Source organism: Pseudomonas sp. R11F (assembly GCF_050312575.1).
Taxonomy (GTDB): domain Bacteria; phylum Pseudomonadota; class Gammaproteobacteria; order Pseudomonadales; family Pseudomonadaceae; genus Aquipseudomonas; species Aquipseudomonas palleroniana.
This window is the reverse complement of the sequence record NZ_JBNPJU010000054.1, coordinates 1-20055: the sequence shown is the minus strand read 5'-3', so window position 1 is coordinate 20055 and position 20055 is coordinate 1. Positions and strand designations below refer to the sequence as shown.

Annotated in this window: 18 protein-coding genes; 12 read left to right on the top strand and 6 right to left on the bottom strand. The window is 61.3% G+C overall.

Annotated elements, in window-relative coordinates:
• The first annotated feature begins 12 nt into the window (after window positions 1-12).
• The 5 genes from ACQRBV_RS15120 (at window position 13) to ACQRBV_RS15100 (ending at window position 6000) form a co-directional block, all read left to right on the top strand.
• Window positions 13-927: a PLP-dependent cysteine synthase family protein gene (locus ACQRBV_RS15120; protein WP_060756231.1), complete on the top strand. Its 915-nt coding sequence runs from the start codon at window positions 13-15 to the stop codon at window positions 925-927.
• A gap of 37 nt (window positions 928-964) precedes the next feature.
• Window positions 965-1957, top strand: a complete 993-nt coding sequence (locus ACQRBV_RS15115) for a serine O-acetyltransferase (protein WP_104994520.1) — start codon at window positions 965-967, stop codon at window positions 1955-1957.
• Between the two features lie 2 nt (window positions 1958-1959).
• Complete coding sequence (locus tag ACQRBV_RS15110) at window positions 1960-2688, top strand: alanyl-tRNA editing protein (RefSeq protein ID WP_411985829.1); 729 nt, start codon at window positions 1960-1962, stop codon at window positions 2686-2688.
• 229 nt (window positions 2689-2917) lie between these two features.
• On the top strand, window positions 2918-4663 hold the full coding sequence (locus ACQRBV_RS15105; protein WP_060756234.1) for an ABC transporter permease: 1746 nt from the start codon (window positions 2918-2920) through the stop codon (window positions 4661-4663).
• A gap of 14 nt (window positions 4664-4677) precedes the next feature.
• Window positions 4678-6000 (top strand): AAA-associated domain-containing protein, encoded by a 1323-nt coding sequence (locus ACQRBV_RS15100; protein ID WP_060756235.1) that lies wholly within the window; start codon window positions 4678-4680, stop codon window positions 5998-6000.
• Window positions 6001-6127: 127 nt separating this feature from the next.
• On the opposite strand, the gene prpF is transcribed toward ACQRBV_RS15100, so the two are convergent.
• From prpF to ACQRBV_RS15075, 5 genes are all read right to left on the bottom strand, one after another.
• Window positions 6128-7318 carry a 2-methylaconitate cis-trans isomerase PrpF gene (gene prpF, locus ACQRBV_RS15095; protein ID WP_411985830.1) on the bottom strand — a complete coding sequence of 397 codons (1191 nt, stop codon included), beginning with the start codon at window positions 7316-7318 and terminating at the stop codon, window positions 6128-6130.
• 11 nt (window positions 7319-7329) lie between these two features.
• Window positions 7330-9924, bottom strand: a complete 2595-nt coding sequence (gene acnD / locus ACQRBV_RS15090) for a Fe/S-dependent 2-methylisocitrate dehydratase AcnD (protein WP_411985831.1) — start codon at window positions 9922-9924, stop codon at window positions 7330-7332.
• A 198-nt stretch (window positions 9925-10122) separates the two neighbouring features.
• Complete coding sequence (gene prpC, locus ACQRBV_RS15085) at window positions 10123-11250, bottom strand: bifunctional 2-methylcitrate synthase/citrate synthase (protein ID WP_411985832.1); 1128 nt, start codon at window positions 11248-11250, stop codon at window positions 10123-10125.
• A 42-nt stretch (window positions 11251-11292) separates the two neighbouring features.
• Entirely contained in the window at window positions 11293-12186 is an 894-nt protein-coding gene (gene prpB / locus ACQRBV_RS15080; RefSeq protein WP_060756239.1) for a methylisocitrate lyase, read from the bottom strand.
• Window positions 12187-12197: 11 nt separating this feature from the next.
• Window positions 12198-12893, bottom strand: a complete 696-nt coding sequence (locus ACQRBV_RS15075) for a GntR family transcriptional regulator (protein WP_060756240.1) — start codon at window positions 12891-12893, stop codon at window positions 12198-12200.
• Between the two features lie 272 nt (window positions 12894-13165).
• Between ACQRBV_RS15075 and ACQRBV_RS15070 the strand changes: the two genes are divergently transcribed.
• From ACQRBV_RS15070 to ACQRBV_RS15045, 6 genes are all read left to right on the top strand, one after another.
• Complete coding sequence (locus ACQRBV_RS15070) at window positions 13166-13702, top strand: ATP-dependent zinc protease family protein (protein WP_090369269.1); 537 nt, start codon at window positions 13166-13168, stop codon at window positions 13700-13702.
• Between the two features lie 5 nt (window positions 13703-13707).
• On the top strand, window positions 13708-15240 hold the full coding sequence (locus tag ACQRBV_RS15065) for an inactive transglutaminase family protein (protein ID WP_060756242.1): 1533 nt from the start codon (window positions 13708-13710) through the stop codon (window positions 15238-15240).
• Complete coding sequence (locus ACQRBV_RS15060; RefSeq protein WP_060756243.1) at window positions 15240-16226, top strand: alpha-L-glutamate ligase-like protein; 987 nt, start codon at window positions 15240-15242, stop codon at window positions 16224-16226. Before ACQRBV_RS15065 ends, ACQRBV_RS15060 begins: the two co-directional genes overlap by 1 nt.
• Window positions 16227-17570, top strand: a complete 1344-nt coding sequence (pabB, locus tag ACQRBV_RS15055) for an aminodeoxychorismate synthase component I (protein WP_411985833.1) — start codon at window positions 16227-16229, stop codon at window positions 17568-17570.
• Window positions 17571-17798: 228 nt separating this feature from the next.
• Complete coding sequence (locus tag ACQRBV_RS15050; RefSeq protein WP_104994524.1) at window positions 17799-18101, top strand: type II toxin-antitoxin system HigB family toxin; 303 nt, start codon at window positions 17799-17801, stop codon at window positions 18099-18101.
• Window positions 18101-18457, top strand: coding sequence for a helix-turn-helix domain-containing protein (locus ACQRBV_RS15045; protein ID WP_104994525.1), 357 nt, complete (start codon window positions 18101-18103; stop codon window positions 18455-18457). Before ACQRBV_RS15050 ends, ACQRBV_RS15045 begins: the two co-directional genes overlap by 1 nt.
• 12 nt (window positions 18458-18469) lie before the next feature.
• Here ACQRBV_RS15045 and thrH read toward each other — a convergent pair whose 3' ends face one another.
• The gene (gene thrH / locus ACQRBV_RS15040; RefSeq protein WP_090369259.1) at window positions 18470-19087 is read right to left on the bottom strand and encodes a bifunctional phosphoserine phosphatase/homoserine phosphotransferase ThrH; all 618 of its coding nucleotides are present in this window, start codon (window positions 19085-19087) and stop codon (window positions 18470-18472) included.
• A gap of 150 nt (window positions 19088-19237) precedes the next feature.
• Here thrH and ACQRBV_RS15035 point away from each other — a divergent pair, with 150 nt between their 5' ends.
• On the top strand, window positions 19238-19972 hold the full coding sequence (locus ACQRBV_RS15035) for a phosphoadenylyl-sulfate reductase (RefSeq protein WP_090369257.1): 735 nt from the start codon (window positions 19238-19240) through the stop codon (window positions 19970-19972).
• Window positions 19973-20055: the final 83 nt, after the last annotated feature.

The following is a 20055-nucleotide window of genomic DNA, read 5'->3' as shown; positions in this document are numbered from 1 at the left end:
GGGGATCGACTGATGTTGCATAACTCCATTCTCGACGTCATCGGCCAGACGCCTATCGTGCGCCTGGCGCAGTTTTCCGAAGACCTCGGCATCGAGGTCTACGCCAAGCTCGAATCCCTCAACCCGGGCGGCAGCCACAAGGCGCGCATCGCCTTGGGCATGATCCTCGACGCCGAACGCCGGGGCGTGCTGATCCGCGACTCCGGGCAAACCATCATCGAGCCCAGCGGCGGCAATACCGGCATTGGCCTGGTGATGGCCGGCAATGTGCTGGGCTACAAAGTCGTGCTGGTGATCCCCGACAACTACAGCCCCGAAAAGCAAAAGCTGCTGCGCTTGTACGGGGCCAAGGTGGTGCTGTCGGACAGCCGCCTGGGCAACAACTCCCACGGCGAAAAATGCATGGAGCTGCAGTTGGAAAACCCCAACTACGTGATGCTCAACCAGCAACGCAACGGCGCCAACCCGCAAACCCACCGCGACACCACCGCGCCGGAAATCCTCCGCGCCTTCGGTGAACAGCGCGTGGATTACTTCGTCAGCGGCATCGGCACCGGCGGCCATATCACCGGTATCGGCGAAACCCTCAAGGCGGCCTGGCCGCATATCCGTGTCATGGGGGTGGAACCTGAAGAATGCGACCTGCTCAAGGACCGCCACGCGCCGCACGGTATCCAGGGCCTGTCGATCGGGCTGATCCCGAGCATTCTCAACCTGGAGGTACTGGACGGCATGCTCAAGGTGTCGCACCAGGCCTGCGTCGACATGATCAAACGCATCATGCGCACCGATGCCATCAGCCTGGGTTTGTCGTCGGCCGCCAACATGGTCGCCATCGCCCAACTCGCTCCTGAATTACCACCCGAAACGGTGGTGTTGACCATGGTCTACGACAATGCTGACAGCTACCTGCCCAGTTTCGAATAACCGGTTACCCAACCAACCAGAATGCGGGGGGACCTCCATGGGGGGCTTTATCGACATGCAACAGTTGCACGATGAGTTGCTCACCCATCTCATCAAGACCCTGACGCCTGCGCAGATGAAGCAACTGGAACCGCATCTGGCACCCTTGATCCAGAATGCCGCCCAATCGGTTGCCGAAGACCTCATCGCCTACGCCTATCGCGACCCGGCTTCGCGTGGGCGCGGCGAGTTGATCCTGGAGTCCTATGCCTCGTTCAAGGCGGTGCTGTTCTACCGGCTCGCGCATTTGGTATGGCACTTCCCCGACAACCCCAACGGCGTGTTTTCGCGCATAGCCCTCAAGCTCAGCAACCAGGGCAAGATCCTCTCCGGTGCCGAGATTCATCCGGCGGCGCGTATCGGTCGGCGCTTCGTGCTGGACCACGGCTACGGCACGGTGATCGGCGAAACCTGCGAGATCGGCAACGACTGCTACATCCTTTGCGGCGTCACGCTGGGCGCTCGGGGCATCGCCAACAACCCGGACGGCAAACGCCACCCACGCCTGGGCAACAACGTCGAAGTCGGCTCCGGCGCGCGAGTGCTGGGCTATGTCTTGATCGGCGACAACGTATTCATCAGCCCTTCGTGCGTGATCACCCAGGACGTTCCCGCAGGCACTCGGGTCAGGGTGGTCAACCAGGTGCAACTGCAAAAAAACGTTGAAACGGACCACACCCACTATCTCGGCGCCTTTGCGCTGGATGAACGCCTGCATGTGGTGGGCGAGGTCAACGCCAGCCACAACGTCACGGTACTGGATGCCGACTTTCATCCGTTGCGGGGCGTGATGCTGGAGCCCACGGTAAAAGAGCGCCACCACCTGCAATTTCGCCTGCGCCGCATCGACATCGGCGAACAACTGCCGCGCCTGCCGCTGAACCTGAAAATCTGCGGGTCGGAATTTGAAATCACCCTGCTCTCCCCCCCTGGCTTGAGCGCAATGGTGCGTCACCTGTTGCAAGCCAGCCCATTGATCGTTGGAGGATGAACATGTCCGTACACACCATGGAAACCCTGGCGCTGTTCGACAGCGCGCCCTACCAGAACGCCTTCAGCGCCCGGGTGATTGCCGTCAGCGAACAGGGCATCGCCCTGGAGCACACGCTGTTCTACCCCACGGGCGGCGGGCAGCCGGGTGACACCGGGCACCTCACCCTGGCCGACGGCACGCGGGTCGACGTGGTGGGCACCGCTCGCGACCCGGTACTGCGCTCGATCATCTGGCACCAGGTGGAGCACTGCCCCGAGCAATTGACTGCCGGCGTGCAGGTAGACGCCAGCCTCGATTGGGAACGGCGCTACCAGCACATGAAGATGCACACCTGCCTGCACCTGTTGTGCTCGCTCATCGATGCGCCCGTGACCGGCTGCAGTATCAGCGCCGATAAAGGCCGCCTGGATTTCGACCTGCCGGAAATGACCCTCGACAAAGACAGCCTCACCCGCGACCTCAACGCGCTGATCGAGGCAGCCCACCCGGTGAAAACCCTGTCGATGCCCGCCTCGGAATACTCGACCTTGCTGCAGATCACCCGCACCCAGGCGGTGGCACCTCCGGTGATCCAGGGTTCGGTGCGTGTCATCGAGATTGCCGGCATCGACATCCAGCCCTGCGGCGGCACCCATGTGATCAACACCGAGGAAATCGGCAAGGTGTTCTGCGAGAAAATCGAGAAGAAGAGCAAGCACAACCGCCGGGTCATCCTGCGGTTTGAATAAGGCCCAACTGATAGTTCGTACAGGAAACTGACAGCAAATTTACGCGTTTGTAACATTCAGAAACGTACAATTCCCCCAGCAGCGCATCTTCCCCAGGTGCGCCGTCCTGACTCATGGAGAGAGAGCCCCCAGCCTTCTCCGTGGGTGCTTGTAGAGAAGCTAAGCTCAAACCCACCACGCCCTTCTGAACCTGAACGCTGCAGGAACGTCTGCCTATGAGCAACTGCATATGAACAAAGTGTTCCGTCATTACATTCCGGCGTCCTCTCTGCGCCTGCTGCCCAACCGCTGGGACCTGGTCGCCCTGCCGTTGGTGATCGGTTTTCTGCTGTTTTTCTCCATCACCGCCCGGGAGACCTGGGCTCCCATCGCCACCCTGCAAAGCGAAGTCATCTCCCTGGACCCGGCCAACCTGCCGGAATACGCGATGCGCACCACACTGCGCATGCTCGCGGCGATGGTGGCCGCGCTGATTTTCACCCTGCTGTACGGCACCCTGGCCGCCAAAAGCCGGCGCGCCGAGAAACTGCTGGTGCCGGTGCTCGATATTCTGCAATCGGTGCCAGTACTCGGTTACATCTCGTTTACCGTGACGTTCTTCCTGTTGCTGTTTCCCGGGCGCGTGCTCGGCGCGGAGTTCGCCGCCATCTTTGCGATCTTCACCAGCCAGGCCTGGAACATGACGTTCAGCTTCTATCAGTCGCTGCGCATGTTGCCCCATGACCTGGTGGAAGTGTCCACCAGCCTGCGCCTCTCCGGCTGGCAGAAATTCTGGAAGCTCGACGTTCCTTTCGCCATGCCGGGGCTGGTGTGGAACATGATGATGAGCATGTCCGGCGGCTGGTTTTTCGTGGTGGCTTCCGAAGCCATCACCGTCGGCGACAAAACCATCACCCTGCCGGGCGTAGGTTCATACCTGGCCCTGGCCATCGCCCAGAAAGACCTTCACGCCGTGGGTTATGTGATCCTGGCGATGATCGCGGTGATCCTGATCTACGACCAGTTCCTGTTCCGCCCGCTGGTAGCCTGGGCCGACAAATTCCGCATGGAAACCACCGCCTCCCAGGGCAGCGCGCCGCAATCCTGGGTGCTGAACCTGATCCAGCGCACCCGCGTCGTGCAACGCATACTGCGCCCGATCACCCGTACCTTCAGCCGCCTGGGCAACAAGCGTTTCAGCCTGGCGGGGAGTGCATTCAAGGCATTGCCGACCGAGACGCCCGCCGCGTCGAAGCTCATCGACTGGGCCTGGGGCACACTGATCGCGCTGATGGCCGCGTATGCGCTGTACCACATCGTGCAGTACGTCGGCACCGAAGTTACCCTCGCCGAAGTCGGCCACGTGGTGGTGCTGGGCCTGATTACCTTGCTGCGGGTGGCCGGGCTGATCCTGATTGCCTCGTTGATCTGGGTGCCCCTGGGCGTGATGATCGGCCTGCGTCCGAGCCTGGCGGAGAAAATTCAGCCGTTGGCACAGTTCCTTGCGGCGTTTCCGGCGAACCTGCTGTTCCCGGTGTTCGTCATCGTAATCCTGCATTTCCATCTCAACCCGGACATCTGGCTGAGCCCGCTGATCGTGTTGGGCACCCAGTGGTACATCCTGTTCAACGTGATTGCCGGGGCCAGTGCCTTCCCCAATGACTTCAAGGAAGCCGCCGCCAACTTCCGCATTCGCGGCTGGCTGTGGTGGCGCAAGGTGATGCTGCCGGGGATTTTCCCGTACTACGTCACCGGCGCGATTACCGCCTCGGGCGGTGCCTGGAACGCCAGCATCGTGTCCGAGTACGTGTCCTGGGGCCAGGACAATGTGGTCGCCCACGGGCTGGGTGCCTATATCGCACAAACCACAGCCGCCGGGGACTTCCCCAAGATCGCCCTGGGCGTGGTGGTGATGTCGATCTTCGTGGTGGCGTTCAACCGCGCGGTCTGGCGACCGATGTACGCCATTGCCGAAAACAAACTTCGTCTGAATTAATGGGATTCGCTGTGATGAATACCTATACCGAACACACTGCCGACACCCCAGAAATTTACTCGCTGAAGAACGTGAACCGGGTCTTCGGCAAAGGCAAGGAAGAGCTGCAAGTGCTCAGCGGCGTAGACCTGAGCCTGCACGAAGGCGAGATCGTGGGCATGCTCGGCCGCTCCGGCTCAGGTAAATCGACACTGCTGCGCATTATTGCCGGCCTGATCCAACCGTCGTCGGGGGACGTGAAATACCACGGCAAACCGCTGACCGGCCCGGCCGAAGGCGTCGCCATGGTATTCCAGACGTTTGCGCTGTTTCCCTGGCTGACCGTCCTGGAAAACGTGGAAGCCGGCCTGCAAGCCCTGCAAGTCGAGCGCAAGGAGGCCCGCAAGCGCGCCTTGGCCGCCATCGACCTGATCGGCCTGGACGGTTTCGAAAACGCCTACCCCCGTGAATTGTCCGGCGGCATGCGCCAGCGCGTAGGTTTTGCGCGTGGCCTGGTGGTCAACCCGACCCTGTTGCTGATGGACGAACCGTTCTCGGCCCTCGATGTACTCACCGCCGAAACCCTGCGCACCGACTTGCTGGATTTGTGGAGCGGCAAGCAACTGCCGATCAAGTCGATCCTGATCGTGACCCACAACATCGAGGAAGCGGTGCTGATGTGCGACCGCATCCTGGTGCTGTCGTCCAACCCCGGGCGCGTGGTCGCCGAGATCAAGGTGCCGTTTGCGCACCCGCGCAACCGGCTGGACCCGACTTTCCGGCAAATGGTCGACGACATCTATGCCCTGATGACCGACCGACGCAGCGCCGATGCGAGCGTCGGCAAGCCCGAACTGAAGATGAGCAGCCTGCTGCCGGAAGTGTCCACCAACCTCATGGCCGGCCTGATCGAAACCCTGGCCGCCGAGCCCTACAACGGCCACGCCGGCCTGCCCAACGTGGCCGAACGGGGCCTGTTGGAAGTCGACGACCTGTTCCCGGTCGCGGAGATGCTGGAACACCTGGGCTTTGCCGAACTCAAGGGCGCCGACATCACCCTCACCGACGCCGGCAAACTGTTCGCCGACTACGGCACCCAGGAACGCAAGACCCTGTTCGCCGAACATTTGATCCAGCACGTACCGCTGGCCGCACGCATTCATCAGGTATTGCTTGAACGCAGCGGGCACCGCGCCCCTCGGGTGCGCTTCGAGCAAGAGCTGGAGGATTCGATGACCGAAGCATTCGTGGAAAAAACCCTGGAAACCGTGGTGGCGTGGGGACGCTATGCGGAGATTTTCTCCTACGACGACCACACCGAGACGTTCAGCCTGGAGGATGTCGAGGGCAGCATGTAAACCGAGAACACCACGCTAAAAGTGGAAGGGGGCTTGCTCCCGATAGTGGTGGGTCAGCGAAAATTGGATTGGCTGGCACACCGTCATCGGGAGCAAGCCCCCTCCCACACTGGATTGATGTCGGGCTTTAGAAGGCGTCGCCGGGGATGCGCACGTAGCCTTCCATCAACACCCGTGCACTGCGGCTCATGATGGCTTTCTTGACGACCCACTCACCCTCTACCTGGCTGGCCTCGGCGCCCACGCGCAACGTGCCGGACGGATGCCCGAAGCGCACCGCATTGCGCGCCACGCCGCCGGCCGCCAAGTTGACCAAGGTGCCGGGAATCGCCGCCGCCGTGCCAATCGCCACCGCCGCCGTGCCCATCATCGCGTGATGCAACTTGCCCATGGACAGCGCGCGCACCAGCAGGTCTACGTCGGCAGCCTTGATTGCCTTGCCGCTGGATGACACGTAGTCCGCAGGCTTGGCCACAAACGCAACCTTCGGCGTGTGTTGGCGTTGAGCGGCCTGCTCCAGGTTCTCGATCAGGCCCATGCGCAGCGCGCCGTAGGCCCGCACGGTCTCGAACATCGCCAGGGCTTTCGGGTCGCTGTTGATCGCGCCTTGCAGCTCGGTGCCGGTGTAGCCGAGGTCTTCGGCGTTGATGAAGATCGTCGGGATACCGGCATTGATCAACGTCGCCTTGAAGGTGCCGACACCCGGCACCTCCAGGTCGTCGACGAGGTTGCCGGTGGGGAACATCGAACCGCCGCCGCCCTCTTCTTCCGCCGCCGGGTCCATGAACTCCAGCTGGACTTCGGCAGCCGGGAAGGTCACGCCGTCCAGTTCAAAGTCACCGGTTTCCTGCACGGCGCCGTCGGTGATCGGCACATGGGCGATGATGGTCTTGCTGATATTGGCCTGCCACACCCGCACCACGGCCACGCCGTTGTGCGGGATGCGGGCCGGGTCGACCAGCCCGGCGCTGATGGCGAACGAACCCACCGCCGCCGACAGATTGCCGCAATTGCCGCTCCAGTCGACAAAGGGTTTGTCGATGGAGACCTGGCCGAACAGGTAGTCCACGTCGTGATCGGCGCGGGTACTTTTCGACAGGATGACCGTCTTGCTGGTGCTCGATGTGGCGCCGCCCATGCCATCGATCTGTTTGTCGTACGGGTCGGGGCTGCCGATCACCCGTAACAGCAAGGCGTCGCGCGCGGCGCCCGGCACCTGCGCCGCTTCGGGCAGGTCCTTGAGGCTGAAAAACACCCCCTTGCTGGTGCCGCCACGCATGTAAGTGGCGGGGATCCTGATTTGCGCTGCGTGTGCCATGGTTATCCTCTTCAGGCGGTGGCCGCCGATTCCAGGAAGTCCTGGGCGAAGCGCTGCAACACGCCGCCCGCCTCGTAGATCGATACTTCTTCGGCAGTGTCCAGGCGGCAAGTCACCGGCACTTCGACACGTTCGCCATTTTTGCGATGGATCACCAGCGTCAGTTGCGCACGCGGGGTGCGTGCACCGACCACGTCATAGGTTTCGCTGCCATCGATGTTCAACGTGTGACGGTCAGTGCCCGGCAGGAACTCCAACGGCAGCACGCCCATGCCCACCAGGTTGGTGCGGTGGATGCGCTCGAAACCCTCGGCGACAATCGCTTCCACACCGGCCAGGCGCACGCCTTTGGCCGCCCAGTCGCGGGAGGAACCCTGGCCGTAGTCGGCACCGGCAATGATGATCAGCGGTTGCTTGCGCTCCATGTAGGTTTCGATGGCCTCCCACATCCGCGTGACCTTGCCTTCCGGCTCGATGCGCGCCAGGGAGCCCTGCTTGACCTTGCCATTTTCAACCACCATTTCGTTGAACAGTTTCGGGTTGGCGAAGGTGGCACGCTGTGCGGTCAGGTGGTCGCCGCGATGCGTCGCATAAGAGTTGAAGTCGACTTCCGGCAGGCCCATTTTCGCCAGGTATTCGCCCGCGGCGCTGTCGAGCATGATCGCATTGGAGGGTGACAGGTGGTCGGTGGTGATGTTGTCCGGCAGCACCGCCAGCGGGCGCATGCCCTTGAGCGGCCGCGCACCGGCCAGCGCGCCTTCCCAGTACGGCGGGCGGCGGATATAGGTGCTTTGCGGGCGCCAGTCGTACAGCGGCGCGACTTTCGGCCCGGTGTCTTCGTGGATGGCGAACATCGGGATATAGACCTGGCGGAACTGCTCCGGCTTGACCGAAGCCTTGACGACCGCGTCGATCTCTTCGTCGCTCGGCCAGATGTCTTGCAGGCGGATTTCCTTGCCCGAGGCATCCAGGCCCAGCACGTCCTTTTCGATATCGAAACGGATGGTGCCGGCAATCGCATAGGCCACCACCAACGGCGGCGAGGCGAGGAAGGCTTGCTTGGCGTACGGGTGAATACGCCCGTCGAAGTTGCGGTTACCCGAGAGCACGGCCGTGGCGTACAGGTCGCGATCGATGATTTCCTGCTGGATCACCGGGTCAAGGGCGCCGGACATGCCGTTGCAGGTGGTGCAGGCAAACGCCACCACGCCGAAGCCGAGTTTTTCCAGTTCATGGCCCAGGCCGGCCTCTTCCAGGTACATGGCCACGGTTTTCGAACCCGGCGCCAACGAAGATTTGACCCAGGGTTTGCGCGTCAGCCCCAGCTTGTTGGCGTTGCGCGCCAGCAGGCCGGCAGCGATCACGTTGCGCGGGTTGCTGGTGTTGGTGCAACTGGTAATGGCCGCAATGATCACCGCGCCGTCGGGCATTTGGCCGGGGACCTCGTCCCACTGGCCGCTGATGCCTTTGGATGCCAGGTCCCGGGTCGCCACGCGCGCATGCGGGTTGCTCGGCCCTGCCATGTTGCGTACGACGCTGGACAGGTCAAAGGTCAGGCCACGCTCGTATTGCGCGCTCTTCAGGTCATCGGCCCACAGGCCGGTGTGGCGGGCGTATTGCTCCACCAGGGTGACTTGTTCGTCTTCGCGGCCGGTGAGCTTCAGATAGGCGATGGTCTGTTGGTCGATGTAGAACATCGCCGCCGTGGCGCCGTATTCCGGGGCCATGTTGGAGATGGTCGCGCGGTCGCCCAGGGTCAGCGCCGAAGCCCCTTCACCGAAGAATTCCAGCCACGCCCCCACGACCTTCTGTTTACGCAGAAACTCGGTCAGCGCCAGCACCATGTCGGTGGCGGTGATGCCCGGTTGCAGCTTGCCGGTCAGTTCGACGCCGACGCTTTCCGGCAGGCGCATCCATGAGGCGCGGCCCAGCATCACACTTTCGGCTTCAAGGCCGCCGACGCCGATGGCGATCACGCCCAGTGCGTCGACGTGCGGCGTATGGCTGTCAGTGCCGACGCAAGTGTCCGGGAACGCCACGCCGTCGCGCACCTGGATAACCGGAGACATTTTCTCCAGGTTGATCTGGTGCATGATGCCGTTGCCTGGCGGGATCACATCGACGTTCTTGAACGCCTTCTTGGTCCACTCGATAAAGTGGAAACGGTCTTCGTTGCGACGGTCTTCGATGGTGCGGTTTTTTTCGAATGCCTGCGGATCATAACCACCGGCTTCGACGGCCAGGGAGTGGTCGACGATCAGTTGAGTCGGCACCACCGGGTTCACCTGGGCCGGATCGCCGCCTTGCTGGGCGATGGCATCGCGCAGGCCGGCAAGATCGACCAGGGCGGTCTGGCCGAGAATGTCGTGGCACACCACGCGCGCGGGGAACCAGGGAAAATCGAGGTCGCGCCGGCGTTCGATCAACTGGCCCAGGGACGCGTTGAGGGTGGCCGGGTCGCAGCGGCGCACCAGGTTCTCGGCGAGTACGCGGGAGGTATAAGGCAAGGTGGCGTAGGCGCCAGGCTTGATTGCATCGACTGCCGCACGAGCGTCGAAGTAATCCAGGCGACTGCCGGGTAGCGGTTTGCGAAATTCAGTGTTCATCGTCAGGACTCGGTCACGGTGGCTACAAAAGGAGAACCGGCGTGCATCCGGAATTGGAATGAGATCCAAATGTGGGAGCGGGCTTGCTCGCGAAGGTGGACTGTCAGTCGATACATCTGTAGCTGACCCACCGCTATCGGGAGCAAGCCCCCTCCCACATTTGATCCGGTTACCCATTCAGGACCGCCAATCTCCCATTCAGCGACGTTCGATTGGCACGAACTTGCGCTGTTCGACGCCTATGTATTCGGCGCTTGGACGGATGATGCGGTTGTTGGCACGCTGCTCGAACACATGCGCGGCCCAGCCGGTCAGGCGCGAGCAGACGAAGATCGGGGTGAACAGCTTGGTCGGGATCCCCATGAAGTGGTAGGCCGAGGCATGGTAGAAGTCGGCGTTGGGAAACAGCTTCTTCTGCTCCCACATGGTCTTGTCGATGGCTTCGGACACCGGGAACAACACGGTGTCGCCCACTTCGTCAGCCAGCTTTTTCGACCAGCCCTTGATCACTTCATTACGCGGGTCGCTGTCTTTGTAGATCGCGTGGCCGAAGCCCATGATCTTGTCCTTGCGCGCCAGCATGCCGAGGGTGCCTTCGACGGCCTCCTGCGTGGACGAAAAACGCTCGATCATTTCCATCGCCGCTTCGTTGGCCCCCCCGTGCAGCGGGCCGCGCAACGAACCGATGGCCGCCGTGACGCAGGAATACAGGTCGGACAGGGTCGACGCACACACGCGGGCAGTGAAGGTCGACGCGTTGAACTCATGCTCTGCATACAGGATCAGCGACACGTTCATCACTTTGACGTGCAGGTCGCTGGGCTTCTTGCCGTGCAACAGGTGCAGGAAGTGACCACCGATGGTCGGCTCGTCCGTTACGCAGTGGATGCGTTGGCCGTCGTGGCTGAAGCGATACCAGTAGCACATGATCGCCGGGAAAGCGGCGAGCAGGCGGTCAGTGACGTCGCGCTGCACGCTGAAATCCTTCTCCGGCTCGATATTGCCCAGGAACGAGCAACCGGTGCGCATCACGTCCATCGGATGGGCATCGGCGGGGATACGCTCCAGCACTTCCTTGAGGGCTTGCGGCAGGTCACGCAGCTTGCTCAACTTGGCGCTGTAGGCGGCCAATTCGGCTTTGCTCGGCAACTCGCCGTACAGCAGCAGGTAGGCGACTTCTTCAAACTGCGCCTCGGCGGCCAGCTCGCGCACATCATAGCCGCGATAGGTCAGGCCGGCACCGGCCTGGCCCACGGTGGACAGTGCGGTCTGCCCGGCGACCTGGCCACGCAGGCCGGCGCCACTCAGTACTTTTGCTTCAGCCATGTTCGTTCTCCAATCTTGAATTTATTAGGGAGGCATGCCGCGTTACTTTTTCGCGGCAAACAACGCGTCGAGCTTCTGCTCGAAGGTGTGGTAGTCGATGCGATCGTAAAGCTCCATGCGGGTTTGCATGGTGTCGATCACGTTCTGTTGGGTACCGTCGCGACGGATCGCGGTGTAGACGTTTTCGGCGGCCTTGTTCATGGCGCGGAAGGCCGAGAGCGGGTACAGCACGATGGAAACATCGGCAGATTTCAACTGTTCGGTGGTGTACAGCGGCGTCGCGCCGAACTCGGTAATGTTAGCCAGGATCGGGGCCTTCACACGGGAGGCGAACAGCTTGTACATCTCAAGCTCAGTGATGGCTTCCGGGAACACCATGTCGGCACCGGCCTCGATGCAGGCGGCGGCACGCTCCAGGGCGGACTCCAGCCCCTCCACCGCCAGCGCGTCGGTGCGCGCCATGATCACGAAGCTGTCGTCGGTGCGCGCGTCCACGGCGGCCTTGATGCGGTCGACCATTTCCTGCTGGGACACGATTTCTTTATTCGGACGATGGCCGCAGCGCTTGGCGCCCACCTGGTCTTCGATATGGATGGCCGCCGCGCCGAACTTGATCATCGACTTGACGGTACGCGCCACGTTGAACGCCGAGGAACCGAAACCGGTGTCCACGTCCACCAGCAGCGGCAAGTCGCACACATCGGTGATGCGGCGCACGTCGGTCAGCACGTCATCCAGGCCGGTAATCCCCAGGTCCGGTACGCCCAGGGAACCGGCAGCCACCCCGCCACCCGACAGGTAGATCGCCTTGAAGCCGGCGCGCTTGGCCAGCAGCGCGTGGTTGGCGTTGATCGCGCCGACCACCTGCAAAGGCTGTTCGCTGGCGACCGCGTCACGGAAACGCTGGCCTGGAGTGCTGTTGTTAGTGGAACTCATGACTCACCTCGTTAGGGGGTAGTGTCTGGAAAGTGACGGGCGATGTTGCGTTTGGAGGCACCGATATGACGGCGCATCAACAACTCCGCCAGTTCACCGTCACGATCGGCGATCGCGTCAAGAATGCGGTGATGCTCGGCAAAAGCCTGGCGTGGACGATTGGGCGTCGCGGAGAACTGGATGCGGTACATGCGCACCAACTGGTACAGCTCGCCGCAGAGCATTTGGGTCAGGGTGCGGTTGCCGGCGCCCTGGATGATCCGGTAATGAAAGTCGAAGTCGCCTTCCTGCTGGTAATAACCGAGGCCGGCCTGGAAGGCTTCGTCGCGTTCATGGGTGTGCAGTACCTGGCGCAACTCCTCGATTTCGGCGTCGGTCATGCGCTCGGCGGCCAGGCGACAGGCCATGCCTTCGAGGGACTCGCGGATTTCGTAGAGTTCGATCAGCTCGGCATGGCTCAGGGACACCACCCGGGCACCGACATGCGGCACACGCACCAGCAGGCGCTGGCCTTCCAGGCGGTGGATCGCCTCACGCAGCGGGCCACGACTGATGCCGTAGGTGCGCGCCAGTTCCGGTTCGGAGATCTTGCTGCCGGGGGCGATCTCACCCTTGACGATGGCGGCCTGGATACGCCGGAAGACGTTCTCGGACATGGTCTGGGAATCGTCTTGCGCCATCACTGGGCTTTCCAGTTGATCCAGCATATTGTCGACACCTTTAAAAGCAATGCCGCAAAAACTAGCTAATCAGCCCCTGATAGTCAAAGAATAAATACACATTGTCGACAATCGTCTAATAACCCCTGCCGCCCCTTCCAGGGGCATGGCCGCCTGCCAGCGCTGGCGTCGCAAAAGCATCATGTTAGAATGCCCGCCGCTTTCGCCTGACATCTCCTGATGAAACGGCGCACGAGGGAGTTTGCGCAGCAATGCCAGTCGCCTTGAATTGAACATCGCATGGCACCGCCTCAGGATTTATGAGACTCAAGCCCTTCCTTCTATTGATTTGCCTGATGTGCGTATCGGGTCTTGGCGCTGGCGCCGAGAAGACCGTGTATGGCCTGAATGAATACGCCAAGCTGACCGGGATCGACCTGGAAGTGGCGGCCAAACTCGATACCGGCGCCAAGACCGCGTCGCTCAGCGCCCGCGATATCAAGCGCTTCAAGCGCAATGGCGAATCCTGGGTGCGCTTTTACCTGGCTATCGACACCGCCCATTCCCACCCCATCGAACTGCCCCTGGCCCGCGTCAGCAAGATCAAGCGCCGCGCCGGTGACTACTCACCCGATGAGGACAAGCACTACACCGCCCGCCCGGTGATAGCCCTGGATGTCTGCATGGGCACCACGATACGCAGCATCGAAGTGAACTTGACTGACCGCAGCGCATTCCAATATCCGCTGCTGATCGGCTCCGAAGCGTTGAAACGCTTTGATGCGCTGGTCGACCCCAGTCTCAAATACGCAGCGGGCAAACCTGCCTGCGCCGCCGACGCTTATACCGCCGAGTAAACCGAATGCGCTCTCTGACCCTGCACCTGAAAATCCTGATCACCATTCTGGTGGTGCTGGGTATTTCGGTCACCGCCTACCAGATTTTCGTGTTGGGTATTCCGGTGACCGAGGACGCCACTGACGACTTGTGGAACATCGACGCCAAGGTCGAGTTCGTCGCCAACCCCAAGGACCCGGTCAAAATCTCGATGTTCGTGCCGCCGCTGAGCCGCGACTTCGTCAGCCTCAATGAAAGCTTCATCTCGAACAACTATGGGGTGAGCGTCAACCGTACCGATGGCAACCGCAAGGTGACCTGGTCGGCACGCCGGGCCAAGGGCAAGCAAACCCTGTACTACCGCCTGGTGCTGACCAAGCGCTACAGCGGCGAAAAGCTCAAGGTCAAGGGCCCGACCTTCCGCGACAGCATTGCCGTGGAGGGCCCGGAAAAGATCGCCGCCGAAGCCTTGCTCGCGCCGATCCGCCAGCACTCGGCCGACGTCGAGACGTTTATCGGCGAGGCCATCAAGCGCACCAACAACCTCAACGACGATAATGTGAAGCTGCTGCTGGCCGGCGACCCGTCGACACCGCACAAGGCCAAGATCGTCGAGCTGCTGCTGTCGATTGCCCACGTGCCGATCGAAAAGGTGCACACCCTGCGCCTAGTGGCCGACCAACCGCAGACCCCGGAGCTGTGGCTGCGCAGTTTCAATGGCAATGACTGGCTGTACTTCAACCCGGAAACCGGCGAACAGGGCCTGCCGGCCGACCGCCTGCTGTGGTGGACCGGCGATGAAAACCTGATCACGGTAGAGGGTGGCAAGAAAGCCGCCGTGACCTTCAGCCTGAACAACAGCGAAATGAACGCCATTCGCCTGGCCAAGCTGACCGATGAGAACACCGACGCCAACTTCCTCGAATACTCACTGTACGGGCTGCCGCTGCAAACCCAGCAGACCTTCATGATCATGGTGATGATCCCGATCGGCGTGCTGGTGATCCTGATCCTGCGCAACCTGATCGGCCTGCAGACCCTGGGCACCTTTACCCCGGTGCTGATCGCCCTGGCGTTCCGCGAGACGCAGCTGGGCTTCGGTATTGTGTTATTCACCATCATCACGGCGCTGGGCCTGTCGCTCAGGTCGTATCTGGAACACTTGAAACTGCAGATGCTGCCCAGGCTGTCGGTGGTGCTGACCTTCGTGGTGGTGCTGATCGCGGCCATCAGCCTGTTCAGTCACAAGCTAGGGCTGGAACGCGGGCTGTCGGTGGCACTGTTCCCGATGGTGATTCTGACCATGACCATCGAACGCCTGTCGATCACCTGGGAAGAGCGCGGCGCCACCCATGCATTGAAAGTGGCGATCGGCACACTATTCGCCGCAACCCTGGCGCACCTGATCATGAGCGTGCCGGAACTGATCTACTTCGTGTTCACCTTCCCGGCGATCCTGTTGATCCTGGTCGGTTTCATGCTGGCCATGGGGCGGTATCGCGGCTACCGCCTGACCGAACTGGTGCGTTTCAAGGCCTTCCTCAAGGCTGATTCATAATGTTCGGCTTCTGGAAAACCTGGAAGGCCCTGGAAGCGCGGGGGATCATGGGCATCAACCGGCGTAACGCCGACTATGTGCTCAAGTACAACAAGCGCAGCCTGTATCCGATTGTGGATGACAAGATCATCACCAAGGAACGCGCCATCGCCGCCGGCATCCATGTGCCGGAAATGTACGGGATCATTTCCACCGAAAAGGAAATCGACAAGCTCGACGAGATCCTCGATGGGCGCAGCGACTTCGTGATCAAGCCGGCCCAGGGCGCCGGCGGTGATGGCATCCTGGTGGTCGCCGACCGCTTTGAAGGGCGCTATCGCACGGTATCCGGCAGGTTGCTGACCCATGAGGAAATCGAACATCAGATTTCCAGCATCCTCACCGGCCTGTATTCCCTGGGTGGCCACCGCGATCGCGCCTTGATCGAATACCGCGTGGTGCCCGACCAGATCTTCAAAAGCATCAGCTACGAAGGCGTGCCGGATATCCGCATCATCGTGCTGATGGGCTACCCGGTCATGGCCATGCTGCGCTTGCCCACTCGCCAGTCGAGCGGCAAGGCCAACCTGCACCAGGGCGCGATCGGCGTAGGCGTCGACCTGGCGACCGGCGTGACCCTGCGCGGCACCTGGCTGAACAACATCATCACCAAACACCCCGATACCACCAATGCCGTGGACGGCGTGCAACTGCCCTACTGGGACGGTTTCATGACACTCGCCGCCAGCTGCTATGAGTTGTGCGGGCTGGGTTATATCGGCGTGGACATGGTGCTGGACCAGGAAAAAGGCCCGCTGATCCTTGAGCTCAATGCCCGGCCAGGGCTGAATATCCAGATCGCCAACGACTGCGGCCTGACCCTGCGCACCCATGCGGTAGAGGCGCGGCTGGAAGCATTGAAGTCGGCCGGCGTGACGGAAACCCCGCAGGAGCGGGTGAAAATCGTGCAGGAAATGTTTGGGCATATCCCACCGGTTGAAGGCTAAATGCTGACTTGTTCCGTACACCCACTGCCCTACCGGGCCAACCCCGCCGAGTATTTTGCGGCGATTCGCCACGCGCCTGGTGCCGTGCTGCTGGACAGCGGCCGACCTGCGGCCGAGCGTGGGCGCTATGACCTGCTCAGCGCTTGGCCGCAAGCGACGCTGACGGTATTACCTGACGAACGTGGTGACGGTTTCCTGCAGCGTTTGCGGGAAAACCTTGCGCAACTGGGTCGGGCGGATCTGCCTGCCGGTTATGAACTGCCCTTTACCGGCGGGCTGATCGGCTACCTGAGCTATGACTTTGGTCGGCACCTGGAGCCAATGCCGCACCTTGCGGCGGATGACTTGCACCTGCCGGATGCGCGCTTCGGCCTGTATGCCTGGGCGTTGATCAGCGATCATCAGGCACAAACCAGCCAGCTTGTATTCCATCCGGCATTGGCCGACAGCGAGCAACAACGCTTGATCACGCTGTTCGGCCAACCGGTGGCCGAGCCAGGGGCGCCCTTCACGCTGCAGGGGCCCATGGCGCCCGACCTCAGCGCCGAGGCGTACCGGCAGGCCATCGTGCGCATCCAGGATTACATCCAGGCCGGCGACTGCTATCAGGTCAACTTCACCCAGCGCTTCCGGGCCTCCTGCGCTGGCGACCCGTGGATCGCTTACTGTGCGCTGCGCCAAGCCTGCCCGACGCCCTTCTCCGGCTTCCAGAGCCTGCCGGACGACGGCGCGGTACTGAGCCTGTCGCCCGAACGTTTTGTGCACATCAGCGAACGCCGGGTCGAAACCCGCCCGATCAAAGGCACACGCCCCCGCGGCTTGACGCCCGAAGACGACGCCGCCAACGCCGCCGAGTTGCTGGCCAGCCCCAAGGACCGTGCCGAAAACCTGATGATCGTCGACCTGTTGCGCAACGACCTCGGCCGCACCTGCCGCATCGGCTCGGTGAAAGTACCGGAGTTGTTCAGCCTGGAAAGTTACCCCAACGTGCATCACTTGGTGAGCAGCGTCACAGGGGTGCTGGCCGACGACAAAGACGCCCTCGACCTGATCGCCGGCAGCTTCCCCGGCGGCTCCATCACCGGCGCCCCGAAGATCCGCGCCATGCAGATCATCGACGAACTGGAACCGACGCGGCGCGGTTTGTACTGCGGTTCGCTGATGTACCTGGACGTGCGTGGCGAGATGGACAGCTCCATCGCCATCCGCAGCCTGCTGGTCAAGGACGGGCAGGTGTGCTGCTGGGGCGGCGGCGGGATAGTCGCTGATTCAGAGTGGGAGGCGGAGTATCAGGAATCGCTGACGAAGGTACGGGTGTTGCTGCAAACGTTGGAAAACCTTTAGCGTCCCGGCCAAACCAGCGTCTCGAAAGAAAAGATCCCGGCAAGAAAAAATCTGAATCAGAACACCCGTGGACCGGGTGCGAGTTGCAGGTTAGCGTCCAGCTCTGACCGTCCAACCGCCGTCTGTGAAGGATCACATGAAGCGATTAAACACTCGCCAGAAATCATTTCCGAGATTGCATCCCAACCTGACCCCACCTATCATCTCCCAAATTGGGAGGTGTCAGCGATGCGGATAATCGCTCTATCAACCTTACGGGTATTCTGGGAAAGCCACCCAGCGTATAACGATGCCAAAACGCCACTGGTCGAACTGTTTCGTCATATGGAGAAGGCCATTTACCCGACACCCCAAGCACTCAAAGCAGAGCTCAGAACAGCGAGTATTCTCAAAGGTGGCAGGGTTGTTTTCAACGTGGGCGGCAACAAGTATCGAGTGATCATGGCGATCGATTATCAGCGTCAGCTGGGGTTCATACGTTTCGTAGGAACCCACGCGCAGTACGACCAGATCAACGCGGAGACCGTGTGATGAACATCAAACCTATTCATTCTCAGGAAGACCTGACCGCTGCGCTTACGCGTATTGAACAACTCTGGGGAGCTGAAAACGGCTCACCGGCGGGAGACGAGCTGGAAATCCTCGCAATACTCGTCGAAAAATACGAGGCAGAACATTATCCCATGCCGCCTTCCAACCCAGTGGAGGCCATCAGGTTTCGCATGGAACAACTTGGCATGACCGCCCGCGACCTGGAGCCCTTTATCGGCACCAGTGGGCGGGTGTCCGAGGTGCTGAACCACAAGCGTAAGCTCAGCCTGTCAATGATCAAACGCCTGCATGAAGGCTTGCGCATTCCCTATGAGAGTTTGCTGGCAGACGCCTGATCGAGGGTGTCGTTACAGGCTCAACGCCCGATTCGACGCCTTGATAAATTCCTTCTTCAAATCCTCAAACGTATGCACCGCCGGGAACTGCGGGAACTCACGAATCACGTTTTGCGGCGCATGGAATAGAATCCCACGGTCCGCTTCGCCCAACATGCTGGTGTCGTTGTAGGAGTCACCTGCGGCAATCACGCGGTAGTACAAGCTCTTGAAGGCCAGTACCGACTGGCGCTTGGGGTCTTTCTGGCGCAATTGGTAGCTCACCACCCGGTCATTTTCATCAGTGATCAGGCGGTGGCACAGCAAGGTCGGGAACCCCAGTTGGCGCATCAGCGGCTGGGAGAATTCGTAGAAAGTGTCTGACAGGATCACCACCTGGAAACGCTCACGCAGCCAGTTGACGAACTCGATGGCGCCGTCCAGGGGCTTGAGCGTGGCGATCACTGCCTGGATGTCGGCGAGCTTGAGCCCGTGTTCGTCGAGGATCCGCAGGCGTTGCTGCATCAGCACGTCGTAGTCGGGAATGTCGCGGGTGGTGGCCCGCAGGGATTCAATACCGGTTTTTTCGGCGAAGGCGATCCAGATTTCCGGAACCAGCACCCCTTCCAGGTCAAGACAGGCAATTTCCACAAGACACTCCCATTGGTTGTTATAAGTTGAGCGAGTACAAGGACTGCCGAACTCTAGCGATTCAAGCCCGTCGCCGCAACGCAGGGTGGATTTGATACCATCACTCCCCTATAGAGCGCTCAGCGCCACTGACCTGTAGGAACCGTCCTGATGAACCAAGCCTTCGACGTCGCCGAACTCGCCGCGACTTATGCCAACAAATCCGCCCAGGATATTCTCAAGCTGGCATTCAGCCAGTTCGGCGATGACCTGTGGATTTCCTTCAGCGGTGCCGAGGATGTGGTGCTGGTCGATATGGCTTGGAAGCTGAACAAGAACGTCAAGGTCTTCAGCCTCGACACCGGCCGCCTGCACCCGGAGACCTACCGGTTCATCGAGCAGGTGCGCGAGTTCTACAAGATCGACATCGAATTGATTTCGCCCGATCAGAGCAAGCTGGAACCTTTCGTCAAGGAAAAGGGCCTGTTCAGCTTCTACAAGGACGGCCATGGCGAATGCTGCGGCGTGCGCAAGATCGAGCCGCTGCGCCGTAAACTCGCCGGCGTGAGCGCCTGGGCCACCGGCCAGCGTCGCGACCAGAGCCCCGGCACCCGCAGCCAGGTGGCGGCGCTGGAAATCGATAGCGCGTTTTCCACACCGGAGCGCACCCTGTACAAGTTCAACCCGCTGGCGCAGATGACCAGCGAGGAGGTCTGGGGTTACATCCGCATGCTGGAGCTGCCGTACAACAGCCTGCATGAGCGCGGTTTCATCAGCATCGGCTGCGAGCCCTGCACCCGCCCCGTACTGCCTAACCAACATGAGCGCGAAGGCCGCTGGTGGTGGGAGGAGGCAACCCAGAAGGAATGCGGGCTGCATGCGGGGAATATCATCAGCAAGGCATGACGCTGAGGCTGTAAAAAAGACTGTGGGAGGGGGCTTGCTCCCGATAGCGGTGGTTCAGCCAGATTGCTGGTTACTGACACACC